This window comes from Bradyrhizobium sp. A11 (assembly GCF_042077125.1).
In the GTDB taxonomy this organism is placed as follows: domain Bacteria; phylum Pseudomonadota; class Alphaproteobacteria; order Rhizobiales; family Xanthobacteraceae; genus Bradyrhizobium; species Bradyrhizobium japonicum_B.
Genome location: NZ_CP149509.1, coordinates 3,446,835 through 3,462,443, shown reverse-complemented (window position 1 = coordinate 3,462,443; position 15,609 = coordinate 3,446,835). Strand labels below are relative to the sequence as shown.

Annotated in this window: 11 protein-coding genes and 1 tRNA gene; 11 read left to right on the top strand and 1 reads right to left on the bottom strand. The window is 65.8% G+C overall.

Going from position 1 to position 15,609, the window contains the following annotated elements:
- The first annotated feature begins 15 nt into the window (after positions 1-15).
- The 5 genes from WI560_RS15985 (at position 16) to WI560_RS15965 (ending at position 7,614) form a co-directional block, all read left to right on the top strand.
- The gene (locus WI560_RS15985; protein ID WP_375303983.1) at positions 16-3,165 is read left to right on the top strand and encodes an efflux RND transporter permease subunit; all 3,150 of its coding nucleotides are present in this window, start codon (positions 16-18) and stop codon (positions 3,163-3,165) included.
- Complete coding sequence (locus WI560_RS15980; protein ID WP_375303982.1) at positions 3,165-6,269, top strand: efflux RND transporter permease subunit; 3,105 nt, start codon at positions 3,165-3,167, stop codon at positions 6,267-6,269. The genes WI560_RS15985 and WI560_RS15980 overlap by 1 nt, the downstream gene beginning before the upstream one ends.
- Positions 6,270-6,306: 37 nt before the next feature.
- Positions 6,307-7,038: a tRNA-uridine aminocarboxypropyltransferase gene (locus WI560_RS15975; protein WP_375303981.1), complete on the top strand. Its 732-nt coding sequence runs from the start codon at positions 6,307-6,309 to the stop codon at positions 7,036-7,038.
- A gap of 168 nt (positions 7,039-7,206) precedes the next feature.
- A tRNA-Cys gene (locus tag WI560_RS15970) sits at positions 7,207-7,280 on the top strand.
- Positions 7,281-7,467: 187 nt separating this feature from the next.
- Positions 7,468-7,614 (top strand): hypothetical protein, encoded by a 147-nt coding sequence (locus WI560_RS15965; protein ID WP_257194620.1) that lies wholly within the window; start codon positions 7,468-7,470, stop codon positions 7,612-7,614.
- Positions 7,615-7,699: 85 nt separating this feature from the next.
- On the opposite strand, the gene WI560_RS15960 is transcribed toward WI560_RS15965, so the two are convergent.
- Positions 7,700-7,897 carry a hypothetical protein gene (locus WI560_RS15960; protein WP_028136522.1) on the bottom strand — a complete coding sequence of 66 codons (198 nt, stop codon included), beginning with the start codon at positions 7,895-7,897 and terminating at the stop codon, positions 7,700-7,702.
- 260 nt (positions 7,898-8,157) lie between these two features.
- Between WI560_RS15960 and WI560_RS15955 the strand changes: the two genes are divergently transcribed.
- The 6 genes from WI560_RS15955 (at position 8,158) to WI560_RS15930 (ending at position 15,460) form a co-directional block, all read left to right on the top strand.
- A complete protein-coding gene (locus WI560_RS15955; RefSeq protein ID WP_375303980.1) occupies positions 8,158-8,418 on the top strand; it encodes a hypothetical protein in 261 nt (86 codons plus the stop codon).
- 347 nt (positions 8,419-8,765) lie between these two features.
- The gene (locus tag WI560_RS15950; protein WP_375303979.1) at positions 8,766-9,686 is read left to right on the top strand and encodes an ABC transporter substrate-binding protein; all 921 of its coding nucleotides are present in this window, start codon (positions 8,766-8,768) and stop codon (positions 9,684-9,686) included.
- Positions 9,686-11,308 carry an amino acid ABC transporter permease/ATP-binding protein gene (locus WI560_RS15945; RefSeq protein WP_375308749.1) on the top strand — a complete coding sequence of 541 codons (1,623 nt, stop codon included), beginning with the start codon at positions 9,686-9,688 and terminating at the stop codon, positions 11,306-11,308. Before WI560_RS15950 ends, WI560_RS15945 begins: the two co-directional genes overlap by 1 nt.
- 47 nt (positions 11,309-11,355) lie before the next feature.
- A complete protein-coding gene (locus WI560_RS15940) occupies positions 11,356-12,597 on the top strand; it encodes an acetamidase/formamidase family protein (protein ID WP_375308748.1) in 1,242 nt (413 codons plus the stop codon).
- 134 nt (positions 12,598-12,731) lie between these two features.
- Positions 12,732-15,062, top strand: a complete 2,331-nt coding sequence (locus tag WI560_RS15935) for an acetamidase/formamidase family protein (protein WP_375308852.1) — start codon at positions 12,732-12,734, stop codon at positions 15,060-15,062.
- 14 nt (positions 15,063-15,076) lie between these two features.
- Complete coding sequence (locus WI560_RS15930; RefSeq protein WP_375308747.1) at positions 15,077-15,460, top strand: RidA family protein; 384 nt, start codon at positions 15,077-15,079, stop codon at positions 15,458-15,460.
- Positions 15,461-15,609: the final 149 nt, after the last annotated feature.

Below are 15,609 nucleotides of genomic sequence, written 5' to 3'. Positions count from 1 at the left end.
CGGCAGGCAGATCCCATGGGTGTCTCCGAACCTTTCATCCGCCGGCCGATCGCGACGTCGCTGCTCGGCATCGCGCTCATGATCGGAGGACTGCTGGGCTATTTCGCGCTGCCGGTCTCGGCGCTGCCGCAGGTCGATTTCCCGACCGTGCAGGTGACGACGCAGCTGCCGGGCGCGAGCCCGGACGTGATCGCCTCGCTGATCACGGCGCCGCTGGAGCGGCAGCTCGGCCAGATCCCGTCGCTGTCGGCGATGAATTCGACGAGCTCGTTCGGCGTCAGCCAGATCTCGCTGCAGTTCGATCTCAACCGCGACATCGATGGCGCGACCCAGGACGTGCAGGCGGCAATCAACGCCGCGGCGGGCGTGCTGCCGAAGACGCTGCCTTATCCGCCGACCTACGCCAAGGTGAACCCGGCGGACGCGCCCGTCATGACGCTGGCGCTGCGCTCGGACACGATCTCGCTGCGGGCGATGAGCGACATCGCCGACACCATTCTGGCTCAGCGGCTGAGCCAGATTTCCGGCGTCGGACGAGTCTCGGTGCTCGGCGGGCTGAAACCGGCCGTGCGCATCCAGGCCGATCTGGCGCGGCTCGCCGCCTACGGCATCGCCATGGAGGATCTGCGCACCGCGATCGCCAGTGCCAATGTCTCGGGGCCGAAAGGCTCGCTCGACGGCGCGCAGCAATCCTACATCATCGCGGCCAACGACCAGATCGCCGCGGCTGACGCCTACAAGCCAGTGATCATCGCCTATCGCAACGGCTCGCCGGTCACCATCGCCGACGTCGCGCAGATCGTCGACGGCCTCGAGAACGACCGCACCGGCGGCTGGTACCAGGGCACGCCGGCCGTCATCATCGACATCCAGCGCCAGCCCGGCGCCAACGTGATCGACGTCGTCAGCCAGATCCGCGCCGAAATCCCCAAGGTGCAGCGCGCGATTCCGGCCGGGGTGAACCTCACTATCGTGTCCGATCGCACCGTCACCATCCGCGCCTCGGTACGCGACGTGCAGTTCACCCTGGTCCTTGCCGTCGTGCTGGTGACCCTGGTGGTGCTGCTGTTCCTGCGTTCGCTGCGGGCAACGTTGATCGCAGGCGTCGCGCTGCCGCTGTCGCTGATCACGAGCTTCGGCATCATGTATTTCGCCGGGTTCAGCCTCGACAATCTGTCGCTGATGGCGCTTACGATCGGCACCGGCTTCGTCGTCGACGACGCCATCGTCATGATCGAGAACATCGTGCGCCACATGGAGAACGGCGACGGCGCGATGGAGGCGTCGCTGAAAGGCGCCAGCGAGATCGGCTTCACCGTGATCTCGCTGACGGTATCGCTGATCGCGGTGTTCATCCCGCTGCTGTTCATGTCGGGCCTCGTCGGACGCATGTTCCGCGAATTCGCGCTGACCCTGACGATCGCGGTGGTGACCTCGGCCGTGGTCTCGTTGACGCTGACGCCGATGATGTGCTCGCGCCTGCTCAAGCACACCCATGAGGAGCTGGCGGTGCCGGGATTGGCCGCGATCAGCCGCTTCATCGATCGCACCGTCGAATTCTACCATTGGACGCTGCTTTGGGTGCTGGAACGCCAGCGCGCCACCCTGATCGTGACCTTCGCCACGCTGATCGCGACCCTGGTGCTCTATGTCGTCGCGCCGAAGGGCTTCCTGCCGCTGCAGGATACCGCCGCGATCACGGCGGTGACAGAGGCCGGACCCGACGTGTCGTTCGCGGAGATGCAGAAGCGGCAGGCCGAGGCGGCCGACGCCATCAGGGCGGATCCCGACGTGGTCGGCGTGGTCTCGGTGATCGGGGCGGGCTCGGTCAACCCGACCACAAATGTCGGCCGGCTCGTCATGAGCCTGAGGCCGCGTGGCGAGCGGCGTGACGACGTCGCGGCCGTCATCACCCGGCTGAAGCAGCGGGTTTCTGGTATCCCCGGCATGACTGTGTACTTCCAGCCGGTGCAGGACGTGCAGATCTCGACCCAGTCGAGCCGCTCGCAATACCAGTACACGCTGACCGGCACCGATGCGGCGCTGGTGTCGGAATGGGCGCGCAAGCTGGTGACGGAGATGCGGCGCGATCCCTTGTTTCGCGATGTTTCTTCCGAGGCGCAGGAGGGCGGCCTGCGGGCGCAGCTCGACGTCGATCGTACCCGCGCCGGCCAGCTCGGCGTCAGCCTCCAGGCCATCACGGATACGCTGAATGATGCGTTCGCGCAGCGGCAGATCTCGACCATCTACGGCCAGGCCAACCAGTACCGCGTGGTGCTGGAGGCGCTGCCGATGTACCAGCGCGATCCCTCGATCCTGTCGAAGCTCTATCTGCCGGGCGCCGCGAGCGCCACCGCCGGCGCGCCGAACGCGCAGGTGCCGCTGTCGGCCGTGGCGACGCTGAAGCGCACCACCGCGCCGCTCGCGATCTCGCACCAGGCCCAGTTCCCGTCGGTGTCGCTCAGCTTCAACCTCGCGCCGGGCGCAGCGCTCGGCGACGCGGTCGACGCCGTGAAGACGATCGAGACGCGGATCGGCATGCCCAACAGCATCGTCGGCGTCTATGCCGGCGATGCCGCCGAATTCGCCAAGGCGCTCGCCGGCCAGCCCTGGCTGCTGCTCGCCGCCGTGATCACGATCTACATCGTGCTGGGAGTGCTCTACGAGAGCTACATCCACCCGATCACGATCCTGTCGACGCTGCCCTCGGCCGGCGTCGGCGCGATCCTGGCGCTGGTGCTGTGCGGGCAGGACCTGTCGGTGATCGGCCTGATCGGCATCATTCTCCTGATGGGCATCGTCAAGAAAAACGCGATCATGATGATCGACTTCGCGCTCGATGCCGAGCGCGTGCAGGGCATGTCGCCGAACGAGGCGATCGTGCAGGCCTGCCTGTTGCGTTTCCGCCCGATCATGATGACAACGCTGGCGGCGCTGTTCGGCGCGCTGCCGCTGGCGATCGAGAGCGGCACCGGCGCCGAGCTGCGTTTCCCGCTCGGCATCTCCATCATCGGCGGCCTGCTGCTGAGCCAGCTGCTGACGCTTTACACGACGCCTGTGATCTACCTCGCGCTCGACCGCATCAACCGCCGCCTCGAGCAGGCGCTGCCGCCGGCCGAATCCGGCGGCCCGCCGGTCGCGGGGGCGACCGAGGGGATGCAGTGATGGCATCGATCTCGGAGCCCTTCATCCGCCGCCCGGTCGGGACCACGCTGCTGTCGATCGGGCTGTTCCTGCTGGGTGTGGTCGCCTACCATTTCCTTCCCGTCGCCTCGGTTCCGAACGTCGACTTCCCCGCCATCTTCGTCTCGGCCAGCCGGCCGGGAGCCGACCCCTCCGTGATGGCGGCGACGGTTGCTTCTCCGTTGGAGCGGCGGCTGGGTGAGATCGCCGGCATCAACCAGATCACCTCGACCTCGACGCTCGGCACCACCACCATCCAGCTCCAGTTCGACATCGGCCGCAGCATCGACAAGGCCGCCCGCGACGTGCAGGCGGCGATCAACGCCTCGATGGTCGACCTGCCCAGCGACCTGCCGACGCTGCCGCGCTTCCGCAAGGCCAACACGGCCGGCGCGCCCGTCTTCGTGCTGGCGCTGACCTCGAAGACGCTGTCGCCCAGCGCAATTTACGATGTCGCCGACACGGTCCTGGCGCAGCGCATCTCTCAGGTCCCGGGCGTCGGCGATGTCAGCGTGTCCGGCGCCGACCAGCCGGCGGTGCGGGTCCAGCTCAACCCGGTCGCGCTGTCGAACGCCGGCATCGCCACCGACGACGTGCGGACCGCGATCGTCAACGCCAACCCGCTCGGTCCCGTCGGCATCTTCAACGGCGAACGCCAGAGCGAGACGCTGGCGCTCAACCGGCAGATGCGAACCGCCAAGGAATCCCGCGACATCGTCATCAAGAGCGCCAACGGCAACTTCGTGCGGCTCTCCGATGTCGCCGACATCGAGGATTCCGTCCGCAATGCCCGCTCCATCGCCTGGTTCAACAAGCAGCCGGCGGTGCTGATCCAGATCACCAAGCAAGCCGATGCCAACGTCATCGACACCGTCGACCGGGTGAAGGCGCTGGTCCCACAGCTGAAGCAATGGATTCCGGCCGGTGTCGAGATTTCGACCCTGGTCGATCGCACCGGCACCATCCGCGCCAGCGTGCTCGACATGCAATGGACATTGCTGGCCACCGCGATCCTGGTGATGGTCGTGGTGTTCGTGTTCCTGCGGCGGCTGACGCCGACGATCGCCGCCGGCATCTCGGTGCCGCTGGCGCTGGCCGGCACATGCGCCGGCATGTGGATCGCGGGCTTCTCGATCGACAATCTGTCGCTGATGGCGCTCGCGATCTCCGTCGGCTTCGTGGTCGATGACGCCATCGTCATGATCGAGAACATGTATCGCAATCTCGAACACGGCATGACCCCGTTTCGGGCGGCGCAGGAGGGTGCGAGGCAGATCGGCTTCACGGTGGTCTCGATCAGCCTGTCGCTGATCGCAGCGTTCACGCCGCTGATCTTCATGGACGGCATCGTCGGCCGCCTCTTGCGCGAATTCTCGCTGACGCTGACCTTCGCCATCCTGGTCTCGACGCTGGTCTCGCTCACGGTGACGCCGATGATCTGCGCCCATTACATCCGGCAGCCCCCGTCGGGCACCGCGACCCTGTTCGACCGCATTATCGAGGGCTCGCTGTCGCGCATCGTCGCCTTCTATGCCCGGACCCTGCGCACCGTGCTGGACTACCCGCTGGCGACGCTGCTGGTGTTCTTCGCCACCATCGGCCTCACCGTGACGCTCTACATCAAGGTCCCCAAGGGCTATTTCCCGACCGACGATTCCGGTTTCGTCATCGGGGCGACGCGCGCCTCCGCCGACATCTCGTTTCAGTCGATGCTCGGTCTCCAGCAGCGGCTCGCCGACATCGTGATGAAGGATCCGGCCGTGGCCGGCGTCGGCTCGACGGTCGGTGCGGGAGGCGGGCCCGGGGGAGCGACCTCGAACCGTGGCATCATGTACATCAGCCTGAAGCCGCCCGAGGAGCGCGGCCACATCTCGACGGAGGCCGTGATCGACCGGCTGAGACGCGCGCTGTACCCGGTGCCCGGCATCCGCCTCTTCATGTTCGCCGCCCAGGATGTCCGTGCCGGCGGGCGGCGGAGCGATTCCGACTACCAGTACACGCTGACCAGCACCGACCTCGGTCTTTTGCAGAAGTGGGCGCCGATCGTGGCCAAGCGCATGGAGAGCGTCGAGGGCATCACCGACATCTCCAGCGACCGCGACCCCGGCGGCCTTCAGCTCACGCTCTCGATCGATCGCCAGAAGGCCTCGGCGCTCGGCGTCAGGGTTCAGGACATCGACAACGCGCTGAACAACGCCTTCTCGCAGCGGCAGATCTCGATCATCTACACCCAGCGCAACCAGTACATGACCGTGCTGGAGATCGATCCGAAATTCCAGGTCGATCCCTCCAACCTCGATCGCATCTACGTCGCCGGCGCGGGCGACGCGCAGGTGCCGCTGTCGGCCGTGGTGCACGCCACGCGCAGCCTCGCCGCGCTCGCGGTCTATCACTCGCAGTCGTTCCCCTCGACCACGGTGTCGTTCAACCTGCTGCCGGACGTGCAGCTCCAGACGGCGACACAGAGCATCCAGCGAGCGGTGGAAGAGCTGCACATGCCCGAAGGCATCCGCGGCAGCTTCGACGGCAATGCCGGCGACTTCGCCAAGACCAGCGGCCGCCAGCCGCTTCTGATCCTCGGCGCGCTGGTGGCGATGTACATCGTGCTCGGGGTGCTCTACGAGAGCCTCGCCCATCCGCTCACGATCATCTCGACGCTGCCCTCGGCCGGGCTCGGCGCGCTGCTCGCCTTGCAGCTCACCAACACGCCGCTCACGGTGATCGCCTTCGTCGGCATCATCCTCCTGATCGGCATCGTCAAGAAGAACGGCATCATGATGGTGGATTTCGCGCTCGACGCCGAACGCCAGCGCGGCCTGTCCTCAGCTGAGGCGATCTTCGAGGCCTGCCAGGCGCGCTTCCGCCCGATCGTGATGACGACCATGGCGGCGCTGTTTGCCGGCATCCCGCTCGTGGTGGCGACCGGCCCCGGCACGGAGCTGCGTCGTCCGCTCGGCATCACCATTATCGGCGGCCTGTTCGTCTCGCAGATCCTGACGCTCTACACCACGCCCGTGATCTACCTGCTGATCGACCGCCTGCGGCGACGATCCGCGCCGCGCCCGCTGCCTGCGCCCGCGGAATAGGTTGTTGAAGCCCCGCATGGAGCGTATAGCGGCGCCCATGTCGAACCCACCAGATACGGCCATCGCCGAGCCGATCCCCGAATGCCCGCATTGCCAGAAGCCGATGCCGCTGTGCATCTGCGACAGCGTCACGCCGGTTGAAAATCGACTGGCGCTGCTGATCCTGCAACATCCGCAGGAGCAGGACAGGGCGCTCGGCACCGCGCGTCTGCTTGCGCGGCATTTCGCCGACGCGACGTTGCGGGTCGGCCTGTCCTGGCCGAGCCTGTCCAAGGCGCTGGGTCGGCCGGTCGAGAACGCCGCGCGCTGGGGCGTGCTTTATCTCGGCTCGGCACGCGCCGCTGATCTCGAGGCGGAAGGCGAGATCGTCGCGCTCGACCGCAAGGGGGGGATCGCGGAGAACCAGCGCGCGATCCTCGGCAAGCTCGAGGGAATCGTGTTGCTCGACGGCACCTGGAGCCAGGCCAAGGCGCTGTGGTGGCGCAATCCCTGGATGCTCAAATGCCAGCGCGTGATCCTCAACCCGGCGCATCCCTCGCGCTATGGACGTCTGCGCAAGGAGCCGCGCCGCGACGGGCTGTCGACCATCGAGGCCGCGGCAACGATTTTGGCCGGCCTCGAGCGGCGTCCTGATATCGCCGAGACGCTGCATGCGAGCTTCGAACGATTGTTGACCCGCTACCGCGAGGTCCAGGCCGAGATGCCGGAATTGGCACCCAAGCCCGCGCCGAAGGGGCGGCGCGACTTCCGGCGGCGTAAACGCGGCTGACTTCGGCCCGCATCATCTCAACGGTTTGATTGCAGCGCCAAGCGTGCGCGTCGAGGTTGGCCTCGGCATCCGCGCCGGCGACCCGCCATCAAGCTCCTGTACGTGAGGGAAACTGGGACGAAGCGGTTGCCTAATCCCTTCATCCCCTATATTGCTCCGCCCTTACGGGGCCACGTGGCGGAGTGGTTACGCAACGGTCTGCAAAACCGTGTACACCAGTTCAATTCTGGTCGTGGCCTCCATCACAACTCCCTGATTTATCTGGTATAATTAGAAGCCAGGCGCGGGTTCCGCCGCGCGCGTCGGCTGGAGGCGGCCGTGATCACCGGGTTTGCCCGGGGCCCGCCAGAAACTCTCGATTCAGGCCGCTGGCATAGAGTTCGCATCTGCGAAGTGATTCATCTCGCTACCCGAGCACTGGAGCCCACAATGGGCGACATCGTCCGATTTGTCCCGAAATCCGAGCTGGAGCGGGCCCGCCTCATCCGCGAGGCCCGCGCAATCTATGACAGCATCTTTCCGTCGGCCACGCCTGACCGGGCGCCGCAGGATGGCGAGGATCGCATCAAGACCTGATCGTTGCCCGGGTCGGATTTCCTGCGCCAACGCCATAGCAAAGCGCCCGCGAGGCGGGCGGTTCGGTTCACGCTGAACGCGGCTCTCAGCAGGCCGCGTACCAGTCCTCGGGGAACGGCAGGAGCGGCCAGGCGCCCTCATTGTCATTGGCGGCTTTGGGTGTCGCGTCGAAGCTCCACGAGCGCGGCACGAATTCCTCCTCCGGCGCGAGAGCGAAATCTTCAATGACCATGGCGTCCCGGACAGCATCCAGCAGCAAGTTGAATTCGGCTTCGCTTCTCATCGCACCCTCGCAGAACGCGGATGGCGCAATGTCGCAAAGCCGGTTTGTCACCCCATTGAGCCGATCGTTCGCATTTTAACGATCCGGCGATTGAGGTTTGATTGGTTAGCGATTTCTTAAAGTCCCGGCGGAAATCTACGTTCCGCTCCAACGCGCGCAGTGTGAAGGAAATCACATCCTGCGCGATTTTTTTCTCCTACCCCTTCGCAGAATACCGGCCAGGAAAGGCCGGGAGGCGGCAGGGCGACAGGAGACTGGTCATGAAGGCGAGGTTCTTGCGGTTTGCGGGTGTGAAGAGCCGGGCGTGCGGCGCGTCCACGGTCGGGCTGTTCCTGACGCTGTTCGCCTCCGCTGCCCACGCGCAAGGGACGGCGGAGCAGCGCCGGGCCTGCACCCCCGATGTCTACCGGCTCTGCGCCGGCGAAATTCCCAATGTCCGCGCCATCACGGCCTGCCTGCGCCGTAACCGCTCCAGCCTGAGCGAGGCTTGCCGCAGCGTGTTCGACCAGGCCGGCGGGTGAGCCCGCCTGTGGATTGTTGCGCAGCAAGTGGCTACGCGGACGCCCCAATTCCCAGCACGCGCCCTGTGGATATGCTGCGGATAGGTTGTTGAAGGGCGGTGAGTTGCGGCATCGCCGCTGCACCGAGCAAGACCTATCGCCGCTTGCGAATTTGGAAGCTCGAGCCGGGCGCCCTGGCATGCGACCAGTTTTTGTGCAGCGCCTTGCCCAAACCGCGGGCCTCCTCGATCCAATTTTTTGTACGCCCGCGGACAAGCTTTTCGAGCGGGATCCCACCTAGCTTCGCCGTCGACCTGGAAGTCGACCTGGAACATGGCAGGCGCCATGACAACGCGAAGGAGCTGGAGATGGAGAGACGGGTTTTGCCGCAGGCGCGGCGGGGATTGGCGCGCGCATCATTGCCACCGCGCAAGCTCATGCTCGGCGCCGCCGCAGCTTTTGGACTCTTCGTTGCAGCACCGCTGAGCGCGCAGGCGGCAGCGCCCGCCGCCTGCGCCGCGCTCCAGGAAAAATACCCGGACTGGAAGGGCAAGACGCTGGTCAACGCCATCAATCCGCATACGCCGGGCTATGAGACCATCGATCCCAAGGATCCCAGCAAGTATATCGGCTTCGACATCGATCTCGGCGAAGCCATCGGCGAATGCCTCGGTTTCAAGCTGACCTACAAGGCGGTGACGTTCGCGGCGCTCCTGACCACGCTCGCCGCGGGACAAGCCGACATCGTGATCTCCGACATCTACGCCACCAAGGAGCGCGCCAAGGCCGCCGACTTCATCACCTACTCGAAGGTGTTCGACGGCGTCCTCGTCGCCAAGGGCAATCCGAAGGGCATCAATGGCATCAACTTGTCGCTGTGCGGCGCTGCTGCGGCCGAAAACACCGGCTATGTCGAGGTGCCCTTGATCCAGGCGCTGATCCCGGAATGCAAGAAGGCCGGCAAGCCCGAGCCGACCATCCAGCTCTACGACAACAACGCCAACTGCATCCAGGCGATCCTCGCCGGCCGCGCCGACACCTACATCAACGACGTCAACACCGTCGACAGCGCCGTCAAGGCCTATCCGGACAAGCTGGAGAAGGCGATCGCGGTGACGATCCCGTATTCCGTCGGCATCGCCGTGCCCAAGAACAAGCCGAAATTCCGCGACGCCGTGCTCGCCGCGTTGATCGAGGTGCAGAAGGCCGGAACCCACATGGAGCTTCTGAAGAAGCACGGGCTCGATGTGAACAACTTCATGGAGCCGGAAATTCTCACGGCCGACTGATGTCGCTGTTCCTCCACTACCTGAGCATGCCATATCTGCTCGCGGGCATCGAGGTCACCCTCGAGGTGACTGCCCTCGGGCTCGGCGGTGGATTGATCCTCGGATTGATCCTCGCCGGCATGCAGCTCTCCCGCTTCTGGCTCCTGGCGGCGATCGCCAGGGCCTACACCGTGATCTTCCGCGGCACCCCGCTGATCCTGCAGATGGTGTTCGCCTACGACGCGCTGCCGCATATCGGCATCAAGCTGCCGGCGGTGCTGGCGGCCGGACTCGCACTGGCCTGCAACGAAGCGCCGTTCATCGCGGAGATGCTGCGTGCCGGCGTGCTCGGTGTCGACCGCGGGCAGCTGACGGCGGGGCAGGCGCTGGGCATGACGCCGTCGGTGCTGATGCGCAGGATCATCGCGCCGCAGGCGATCCGCACCATGATCCCGGCCTTCGGCAACGAAGCGGTGAGCGCGCTGAAGAATTCCTCGCTCGCCTCGGTGATCGCGGTGCAGGAGCTGACCTTGCGCTCGACCCAGCTTGCGTCCTCGACCTTCGATTTCTTCTCGATCTTCTTTGCCTCGGGCCTGCTCTATCTCGTGCTGACCGCCAGCATCAGCGCGATCCAGCTCTTCGTCGAATGGCTGCTGGACCTCGACCGCACCACCCGCCGCGAGCGCAGGCTCGCCGATTATCTGCCCTGGCGTCGCGTCGATCTGGCTGCCAAGCTGGAACTGGCCGATGCGACCGCCGCCGATCCCGAGTCCGCGCCGGCAGAGCTCGCCGTCACGCCGCCGCTGGCCCTGACCCGCGAGGAGCGGGCCCGCCGCGCCGCGACGATCGCGCGGAATAATATCGCGGTGGAAGTGAAGGGCCTGACCAAGAGCTACGGGCCACAGACGGTGCTCGGGGGTCTCGACCTCACGGTGCGCATCGGCGAAGTGGTCGCGCTGCTCGGCCCGAGCGGCTCCGGCAAGAGCACGCTGCTTCGCTGCATCAACCACCTCGAAAACTGGGATGCCGGCACCGTGCGCGTCGGCGGCCGGCGCCTCGGCTTCGGCGAGAACGGCAAGCCGTTGTCGCCTCGGGCGATCGCCAATGAGCGCGCCAGTGTCGGCGTCGGCATGGTGTTCCAGCAGTTCAATCTGTTCGCGCATCTTTCGGCCAAGGAGAACATCGCCGGCCCCTTGCGCTGGGTTCACGGCATGACCCGCATCGATGCCGATCGCCGCGCCGCCGAGCTGCTCGATCGTGTCGGGCTTTCGCATCGCGCCCATGCGCTGCCGCGGCATCTCTCCGGCGGCCAGCAGCAACGCGTTGCCATCGCCCGTGCGCTGGCGCCGAACCCGAGCGTGCTGCTGCTGGACGAGCCGACTTCGGCACTCGATCCGGAGCTGGTCAACGAGGTGCTGGAGGTGATCCGGCGCCTGGCCATCGACGACGGCCTCACCATGATCATCTCGACGCACCAGATCCGCTTCGCTGACGAGGTCGCTGATCGCGTCGCCTTCCTGAGCGGCGGCGCGATCATCGAGGAGGGGCCTGCGCACGATGTGCTCTCCAATCCCCGCAATCCGCTGACGGCACGATTCCTCAGCGTGATGGAAGCCGACAAGACCCCGGAGACGGTGCGATGACCATCGTCACGACACTCCAAGACCGCGTTCCCTGAAGAGGCCACCTCATGAAGCATGTCACGTTGCCGGTTTCGCCGAAGACCGTCCACTGGGGCTATTTTTCCAAGACAGTGGCACCGGCCCTGACGTTGCGCTCCGGAGACCGCGCCACGATCGAGACGCTGACCCACCACGCCAATGACGATTACGAGCGAATGATCCAGGGTGATCCGGGCGCCGAAAGCGTGTTCCAGTGGACGCGCGAGTACAAGGCCGTCGCGCGCCGCGGCTCAGGTCCGACGGAAGGCCCGTTCATCCGCGGTGCAGGCGAGGGCATCGGCGTGCATCTGCTCACCGGTCCGGTCGCGATCGAAGGTGCCGAGCCCGGCGACATTCTGGAGGTACGCATCCTCGATGTTCGGCCGCGGCCGAGCTGCAGCGCCTGCCATGCCGGCCGCTGCTTCGGCTCCAACGTCGCTGCGAACTGGGGCTTTCACTATCACGACCTGATCGAGGAGCCGAAGCCGCGCGAGGTCATCACCATCTTCGAACTCGATACCGCCGGCGAGCCCTACGCGAAGGCGCTCTACAATTACGTCTGGACGCCGCAGACCGATCCCGACGGCATCGTGCATCCGACCATCGACTATCCCGGCGTCCGCGTCGATCACGCCACCATCAGGAAGCGCGAGAACATTCTGTCCAGCGTCAAGGTGCCGGCGCGGCTGCATTTCGGCACGATGGGCCTTGCGCCGTCGGAAGCCGATTTCGTCAGCTCGATTCCGCCCGGCTATACCGGCGGCAACATCGACGACTGGCGCATCGGCAAGGGCGCGCGGATGTTCTATCCAGTCGCCGTCCCCGGCGCCTATTTCTCGGTCGGCGATCCTCACGCCGCGCAAGGTGACAGCGAGCTCGGCGGCACCGCGATCGAGACCTCGCTGACCGGCGATTTCGAATTTATCCTGCACAAGAAGGCCGACCTTGCCGGCACCAGCCTCGAAGGCCTCGACCACCCCATGCTCGAGACCGACCAGGCCTGGTCGTTCTACGGTTTCACCTATCCGAACTATCTCGCCACGCTCGGCTCCGATGCACAAACCGAGATTGCCAATCACTCGAGTCTCGACCGTGCGATGCGCGACGCGTTCCGAAAACTTCGCCGTTTCCTGATGACGGTGCATCGTCTTAGCGAGGACGAGGCGATTTCGCTGCTGTCGGTCGCGGCGGATTTCGGCGTGACCCAGGTCGTCGATGCCAATTGGGGCGTCCATGGCACGATTCGCAAGAACGTCTTCCGATGCGACTAATACATTGAGACCAAGTCTGTTTTTGGGATGAGCACGTGACAGGCAGAGACCATTTGCGGCCTGTTGCGGCGACGGACGACCGCGTGCGTCTGGCACAGAGGTTGCTTCGATCGACGGCAACCTGGGTCGATCCGATGAGCTTCCGTCCGTTCACGAGCGAATCCTACGCGCAAGACGACCGTCCGGAAGCCTGGCGGGACGTGCTGGCTGCTGTCGGCCTTCAGCCTTCGGCTGGTCACAGCAGCTTCGACGGACACGCAAGTGCGTCGCACCGGCACGCTGCAGGCGTCGCGCTGACACGCGTGGCCGCGGGCACGCAAAGCGTCGGGCCGCTGCCGCGCGCAAACGAGGACCTTCCCATCGCACTCATGCCGGTGGAGGACGGCATGGTGCTGGAATGCGCCGGCGGCCACCGCATCGTCCCCGTCGGGCACCTTGTACTGCTGCCGCGAAGCGGCGACTGGCGGATTGTGTTCCAGCGCGACATGCGGGCGATCGTGCTCTCGGTGACGTCGGAGGCTTTGCATGGGCGCCTCTCGGGCAGGCCCCGGTTCGGCGAGCCCCGGGTCGTTCCGCCGAGCGGCTTCGCCGACTTGTTCTCGCGCATGCTTGATTCCACCGCGCGCACGCTCGACACGCTGAGCGACATTGAATGGAATCTGGTCGCGCGTTCGTTGGTGGACCTGCTGCTGACGCTCGCGCATCAGCAGGCATCCTCGGCCGCGGATGCGGGATCGAGCGCGACGCAATCCGCGCTTCTGCACAGGATCTGCCAGACGATCGAGCATCGCCTCGACGATCCCGATCTCGGGCCCGCGCGTGTCGCCGAGGCCGAGGGAATATCCGAGCGTTACTTGCAGAAGCTTTTCGAGACGGTCGGGGACAATTTCACCCACTATGTTCGCGAGCGCCGGCTTCAGCGCGCTTGGGCCGACCTGTCCAATCCGGCCGAGGCGCACCGCTCGATTTCGGAGATCGCCTACGCCTATGGCTTCGGCGATTCCGCGCATTTCAGCCGAGCCTTCCGCCATCGCTTCGGCCTGCCGCCGCGCGAGTTTCGCCAGCAGGAGGCGGAGCGCGCGACTGCCCAGCACGGCGTCGCCGGCCAGCGCGGCTGGCCGCAGGAGGCACTGGCGCAGCTTCGCGCGCATCAGAGCGTTGAGGCGCGCAGCAGCGTCGCCTGCGCCGGTGCCGAGGCGCGCACGACCGCCGAACGCCGTCATCACCATCTCCCGGTCGAGGCCAGCCGCGTCCATTGGGGTTATTTCAGCCGTTCGCTGCCGCCGCAGATCGAGATCGCCTCGGGCGATACCATCACCATCGAGACGCTGACGCAGCACGCCTCCGACGATCCCGAGTTGATGATCGCGGGCGATGCCGCCGCCGAAAGTGTGTTCGGCTGGACGCGGGACAGGAAGAACGTCGACCGCCGCGGCGCAGGGCCGATGGATGCCAGCGTGTTCGGCCGCGGCGCCGGCGAGGGGTTCGGCGTGCACATCTGCACCGGACCCGTCGCTGTGAAGGACGCCCAGCCAGGTGATGTGCTGGAGGTGCGCATCCTCGACATCGTGCCGCGGGCGAGCCGTCATCCCGATCATGCGGGGCGCGTGTTCGGTTCCTCGGTCGCGGCGTGGTGGGGCTATCATTACAACGAGTTTCTCGGCGGTCTTAAGCCACGCGAAGCCGTCACCATCTACGAGATATTCGACAACGCCGACGAGGCCCACGCCCGCGCCCTTTATTCCTATCGCTGGGAGCCGCAGACCGATCCTTTCGGCGTGGTTCACACGACCTACGACTATCCCGGCGTTCCCGTCGCATCCGCCACGATCAAGCGTCGCCATGCCGTGCTCGATGGCATCAAGATTCCCCTGCGTCCCCATTTCGGCGTGATCGCTGTGGCGCCGCGCGAGATCGATTTCGTCGATTCCGTGCCGCCGTCCTATTTCGGCGGCAACCTGGACAATTGGCGGCTGGGGAAGGGGACAGCCGTTTATCTGCCGGTTTCCGTGCCCGGCGCGCTTCTGTCGGTCGGCGATCCCCACGCCGCCCAGGGCGATGGCGAGCTCAGCGGCACGGCGATCGAATGCTCGATGACCGGCACCTTCGAGGTGATCCTGCACAAGAAGGCGGATCTTGCCGGCCGGCCTTTCGCCGATCTCTCTTATCCCCTGATCGAGACCGCCACCGATTGGGTGCTGACCGGATTCAGCCACCCGAACTATCTCGCGGAGTTCGGCGCCCAAGGGCAGAGCGAGGTGTACGCCAAGTCCTCGCTCGACCTCGCCATGAAGGATGCGTTCCGCAAGATGCGGCGCTTCCTGATGAACGTCAAAGGCCTCAGCGAGGACGAGGCCATCGCGCTGATGTCGGCCGCCGTCGATTTCGGCGTCACCCAGGTCGTCGACGGCAATTGGGGCGTGCACGCCATCCTCAGCAAGCGCCTGTTCAAGGACATACACTAGCAAGGACACTCGAGTTGAAATTCCACATGATCAGCGACGGGCCGAAGCCGGTCGCGCCCTTCAGCCATGCGGTGGAAACCGATGGCTTCGTCTTCGTCACGGGCCAGATGCCGGACACGCCGCAGGCGCCGGGCGTGCTGCCCGAGGGCATCGTCGCGCAGACCCGCGCGGTGATGGCGAATTTGAAGATCGTCTTGGCCGGTCTCGATCTCGGCCTCGAGCATGTCGTGATGACGCGCGTTTATCTCACGCGCTTCAGGGAGGACTACACGGCCATGAACGAGACCTACCGCACGTTCTTTCCGCCGGACCGGCTCCCCGCGCGCACCTGTGTCGGGGTCACCGGGCTCGCCTATGACGCGTTGATCGAGATCGATCTGGTGTGCCGTCGGCCGTGACGGTCGGGAGGGTGGGCCGAGAGCGTGCTCATTTGTCTCAAATTGCAATCTGTGCGGGTAGAAGATCTTGATCGGTTGTGAGTAGAGGTATCGGGGGCTTGAACGTGGGCGGCGACCGGCGCGACTAACCGGCAGAGTGCCGAGGGATC

Excerpts from the sequence above, each read along its gene's own strand:
- WI560_RS15985 (WP_375303983.1), top strand. The coding sequence starts at position 16 with ATGGGTGTCTCCGAACCTTTCATCCGCCGGCCGATCGCGACGTCGCTG.
- WI560_RS15980 (WP_375303982.1), top strand. The coding sequence starts at position 3,165 with ATGGCATCGATCTCGGAGCCCTTCATCCGCCGCCCGGTCGGGACCACG.
- WI560_RS15975 (WP_375303981.1), top strand. The coding sequence starts at position 6,307 with ATGTCGAACCCACCAGATACGGCCATCGCCGAGCCGATCCCCGAATGC.
- WI560_RS15965 (WP_257194620.1), top strand. The coding sequence starts at position 7,468 with ATGGGCGACATCGTCCGATTTGTCCCGAAATCCGAGCTGGAGCGGGCC.
- WI560_RS15960 (WP_028136522.1), bottom strand. The coding sequence starts at position 7,897 with ATGAGAAGCGAAGCCGAATTCAACTTGCTGCTGGATGCTGTCCGGGAC.
- WI560_RS15955 (WP_375303980.1), top strand. The coding sequence starts at position 8,158 with ATGAAGGCGAGGTTCTTGCGGTTTGCGGGTGTGAAGAGCCGGGCGTGC.
- WI560_RS15950 (WP_375303979.1), top strand. The coding sequence starts at position 8,766 with ATGGAGAGACGGGTTTTGCCGCAGGCGCGGCGGGGATTGGCGCGCGCA.
- WI560_RS15945 (WP_375308749.1), top strand. The coding sequence starts at position 9,686 with ATGTCGCTGTTCCTCCACTACCTGAGCATGCCATATCTGCTCGCGGGC.
- WI560_RS15940 (WP_375308748.1), top strand. The coding sequence starts at position 11,356 with ATGAAGCATGTCACGTTGCCGGTTTCGCCGAAGACCGTCCACTGGGGC.
- WI560_RS15935 (WP_375308852.1), top strand. The coding sequence starts at position 12,732 with ATGAGCTTCCGTCCGTTCACGAGCGAATCCTACGCGCAAGACGACCGT.